Below are 4,659 nucleotides of genomic sequence, written 5' to 3'. Positions count from 1 at the left end.
GTCGCCCGCGTTCATCCAGCTCTTCGACCAGACTTCGATACTTAGACCGAAGCCAGCACACAATGGTCTCGTCTCTCATCCCTGCTCTTGTGCAGAGGCTCTCCACTCCGGTCAATCACTATTGCGGTAAGTTGTTTCCTGCCACCGCCTTAGTAGGATTCGTCGCATAAGTGATACCCCCTGTGAGTGAATGCTTGTGGTGGATTGCACTACACAAAGAGCGTGCCATGAGAAAACAATATGTGAGGTTACGTAAATCTCTCATTTCTCACACGTTCAGTCGGACTACTGCAGAAAATTTCCTAGAAATGCGAAAACCGTAGGACTCACCTTCTCATCTGTAAGAAAAACTCCCCCAACGTGCGGGATTATGCCCGCCTCTTCCTGTAAACTTCAGCGAGCCAATTCTGAAAGATGTTGCTTATCAAAGGGTTACGCTGAGTCGCGCAGGAATTTTGCAGGCACTCCTGGACGTAATCGCATGGCACTGTCAACCAAAACAGAGGGAGCTTCGTCATTTATCTATAAAGTAGCGATAGGAGGAGGTCACCCTATGACTGGACGAAACTTGCGGCACAAGAATCTCTACGGCCTCGCAGCCGTGTTGGCGCTTCTTCTTGTCTCCACCAGTGCCCGCGCAGGCGTCAACAGGTGGACTCCCCTCGGGCTTGGACCCGAGGGTGGGTACACAAACAACATCACTTTTGACCCTCTGCAACCGCAGACCGTCTATGCGTGGACCAACGGCGGTATTTTTCGGAGTACTTCTGCGGGTGCTGAATGGACTCGGATCTCGCGCGGGTTACCACTATTTGCCGTGCTGTCCTTCCTCATTGACCCGAGCCACTCCCAGACTCTCTATGCATGTATCGGCAGTGGCCCTGCTTGTGACACATATAAGAGCACTGACGGTGGGGAAAATTGGAGTCTGTTCCCAATCGTCTTACCTGGTCGAACGTCAGCGGGGCTGACCGCCGTGGACCCCAACAACTCACAGGTACTTTATGTCAACGGCTTTGACCGTCCACGCCTTGAGCCCTTCGATTTCAGAACTGGAAACGTCCTTAAGAGTACTGATGGTGGCGCGAGCTGGCTTCCGCTAGATATTTCCGCCGGTGCGATTGTCGTTGACCCACGCGACTCCAACATCGTTTATCGGTCTGGAGGAGGTGGCGCAATCGGGACCAACAGTGTGTCAAAGAGTGTGAACGGCGGGGCGAGTTGGCAGCCAATCTTTACCGCACGCGTTATCCGCAGTTTCACCCTCGATCCCCACGATGCGAAGGTTTCATATGTTGGCGTCGACCCAGATGACATCCAGTCACCTGGGCTGTGGAAAAGCACGGACGGTGGAGCAACATGGCTCCCGGTATTGAATGGGTTCCCGGTTCTCAGCTTCGCTGTGGACCCGAGCAACGCACAGATACTCTACGCGGTATCCGACTTTGGCTTGTACAAGACTACTGACGGTGGAGGCACGTGGACTCCTCGGCCAGGACAGCAGTTAGGTCACTTTGGCACCTTGCTGTCACATATTGCCATTCAACCCGCGCACACCAACCTTTTGCTGGTCGCCACCACTGACGGGGTCTATAAAAGTATAGATCGCGGAGATACGTGGACGGAAAGCAACAGTGGGCTCGTAGCCACAACGGTCTCCAGTGTTACGACCTCACTCAGCAATCCGCCGATCCTCTATGCGACGACGGCTGGAACTGCTCGCTATGAAGATCTCCTGTTCAAGAAAACGGTAACAGCACAACGATGGCAGTTCGTGAGCGAAGTTATTGACTTCGCTCCATCACTAGCTGTGCCGCGCGGGGGAAATCAGGCTATGCTCGTGGTAGATCCGACGAATCCAGATCTCCTATATGTTGAAGGGCTGAGGAGCACCGACGGGGGAAAGCGATGGGAAACCTTCGGCGGGCGACCGTTCTGGGCGGCTACGGCCATTGTCATGGACCCGACCAATGCACGTGTGCTGTACGCTGCCAATTCTGAACTTCCTGACGGGTACGACGATAGTGCACAGCGTTCGATTCTACGAGTTGCCATTATCAAGACGACCGATGGCGGTCAGACGTGGGCCGTAGTGTACACGGACCAACCAGTGTGTGGTCTGGTCGTGGCGCCCAGCGACCCGCAAATCTTGTACGCTAGTGCACAGGGCCGCTCTGGTTATAATCCAATCAAAAGCCATGATGCCGGACGGACCTGGAACATGGTCGCGCAGGATCAACCGTTAGGTTGTCAGTTAAGTGTTGATCCATTGCACCCTGAGATCGTGTATGTTACCGGAGAAAACTCTGCCAAGAGCACTGATGGCGGTATAACCTGGACCAGGCTAAAGATATCATCTCGCATACCGTTTGTGATTGATCCGCTCAACCCACAGATTATCTACGCAGGGACCTCCGATGGCGTGTTGATGAGCAATGATGGTGGAAACACGTGGGGCACCCTTAATGAAGGTTTAACCTCTCTCTACGTGCAGACTCTGGCTATAGACCCCAGCAATCCACGGGTGCTCTATGCGGGAATCGGAGGGGACGGAGTCTGGCAGTTCGAGCGGCAAGAGCCGATCAGCGTGACGAGTATCAGTCCCCATTCGGGCTCGGCCGGAGGAGGGACGGTAGTCACAGTGAGAGGGGAAAACTTTGTATCTGGTGCCACAGTCGCAATCCGCGGCACTCCCGCAACCAATGTCACGGTGGTGAACGCGACAACACTCACGGCAGTCACGCCGCGTGGCAGTGAAGGCACCGCGAACATAGTCGTCATCAATCCTGGCTGTGCCGGTGAGCCGATTTGCTCTGCTACGTTGACTAATGCCTTTACCTACATCGCACCGCCACCGCCGCCAGTGCAGCTCTCGACCACGACATTAAATTTTGGCACGGTCAGAGCCGGCAAAGGACGTGAACGTAGCTTCACGCTCAAGAATCTTGGGACCACCACACTGACAGTGAATCTCTCGACAACAGCTCCCTTTACGCTCCGCTCTGCGACCACTGTGACCCTGAAGCCAGGCAAGAGCACGAAGGTGAAAGTGCAGTTCGCACCCGCGGCAGCGCAGACGTACACGAGCACGGTAGTGGTGACTGATCCTGCTACAGAGGGAAGTCTCAGCGTCACGGTTAGTGGGGTGGGAGTGGCACGGTAAGGAGGGTGAGGGTTACAACCACCACAGTAGAGCAATAAGCAAGTCTCACAGCAATAAGTGCTAATCGGGCGGTGGATGCGATCCGACAAAAACCCAGAAACGGCGGGCTTCGACTGCGTATTCGTTGTTCATTTGCAGTGTTTCTACTGTTGCCCGTCCATAGGAGGTAATGCCGATCAGACGTGTCCCATCGAGGCCGCCAAATAGGGGACGTTGCGGCTTTAGCGGCATTCTGGTAGGCGGTTCGCATGCCGCGAGGTCCTCGTTTAGATGCCCCCGAGGTGCTGCATCACGTCATGGCCCGTGGACTCGCACGGCAAGTCATTTTTCGGGATGATCAGGATCGCGGGGATTTCGTGCGCCGCTTAGCCACACTCGCCGAGGCTGATGCCTGGCAGGTGTATGCTTGGGCCGTGATGCCCAATCACTTCCATCTGCTAGTGCGTATGGGCAGCCGTCCACTCGCGCGCAGCATGCGTTCGCTGCTGACTGGTTATGCCGGGATGTTTAATCGGCGTCATCATCGCAGTGGGCATCTGTTCCAGAATCGCTACAAATCGATCGTCTGTGAGGAAGAACTCTATTTGTTGGCACTCGTGCGCTATTTGCACCTCAATCCCCTGCGGGCTGGGATCGTGCGTGATCTCGCCGAGTTGGGGCAGTATGCTTACAGTGGCCATGCCGCGCTTGTGGGTACTCAGCACTATCCCTGGCAAGACACTGTGACGATCTTGAAGCACTTTGCCGCAACACCTGCGCGAGCACGGCAGCTCTATTGGGCGTTTGTGGCAGAAGGGGAGCAGCAGGGGCACCGTCCGGAGTTTCAAGGTGGAGGATTGCGGCGAAGTATGGGAGGATGGGCAGCCGTGCAGGAGTTACGCCAGGGACGTGAGGGCTATCGTGCGGATGAGCGCATTCTAGGAAGTTCTACGTTTGTTGAACAGGTTCAGCGAGAGGTGCAGCAGAACAGTGATCTCCGGCCCCTCGGACGGTATCAACAGCTCAGTGCGGAGGAGCTGCTGGCGCACGTGTGCCGAATTTTGAGTATCCCTGTAGAGGGAATGCTAGGGAATGGACGACAGCGAGAGGTAAGTCGGGTGCGAGAGGGGGTCGCATATCTTTGGATCGAGGGGTTGAGTCGCAGTGGGCAGCCATTGGCTCCGCTGTTAGGCGTGAGAGCAGAGTCCGTCTATAAAGCCGCTCGCCGAGGACGAGAAGACGGCCAATATTGGTGGCAGGTATTGGAAACGTACAAAAGCCGCTAAAGCCGCAACGTCCCCAATTCCCTTCCCTATTGGTTGGGAGCAGAATATTGAAAAGAACTTTGGCCAGAAAATTCCTTTTCCCGTGATTGCGGATCGGAACATGGCGGTTGCGGCGCTGTTTGGTTTGATCCATCCAGGGGCAAGCGATACCGCAACCATTCGTGCGGTCTTTTTGATTGATCCGAATGGGAAAGTGCGATTCCTGATTTACTATCCGCTGAGCATGGGCCG

The 4,659-nt window shown here is 55.2% G+C and carries 3 protein-coding genes; all 3 read left to right on the top strand.

From position 1 onward, the window contains the following. The first annotated feature begins 370 nt into the window (after window positions 1-370). Window positions 371-3,163 (top strand): choice-of-anchor D domain-containing protein, encoded by a 2,793-nt coding sequence (locus FJ147_27395; GenBank protein ID MBM4259610.1) that lies wholly within the window; start codon window positions 371-373, stop codon window positions 3,161-3,163. 248 nt (window positions 3,164-3,411) lie between these two features. Next, window positions 3,412-4,428 (top strand): hypothetical protein, encoded by a 1,017-nt coding sequence (locus FJ147_27390; protein ID MBM4259609.1) that lies wholly within the window; start codon window positions 3,412-3,414, stop codon window positions 4,426-4,428. Continuing rightward, a partial coding sequence (locus FJ147_27385) for a redoxin domain-containing protein (protein MBM4259608.1) occupies window positions 4,355-4,659 on the top strand: 305 nt, incomplete at its 3' end. The genes FJ147_27390 and FJ147_27385, both read left to right, overlap by 74 nt.

Source organism: Deltaproteobacteria bacterium (assembly GCA_016874775.1).
In the GTDB taxonomy this organism is placed as follows: Bacteria; Desulfobacterota; Binatia; order Bin18; family Bin18; genus VGTJ01.
This window is presented reverse-complemented; position numbering and strand designations above follow the sequence as displayed.

Coding starts and splice junctions, on each gene's coding strand:
- FJ147_27395 (MBM4259610.1), top strand. CDS start 371: ATGCCCGCCTCTTCCTGTAAACTTCAGCGAGCCAATTCTGAAAGATGT.
- FJ147_27390 (MBM4259609.1), top strand. CDS start 3,412: ATGCCGCGAGGTCCTCGTTTAGATGCCCCCGAGGTGCTGCATCACGTC.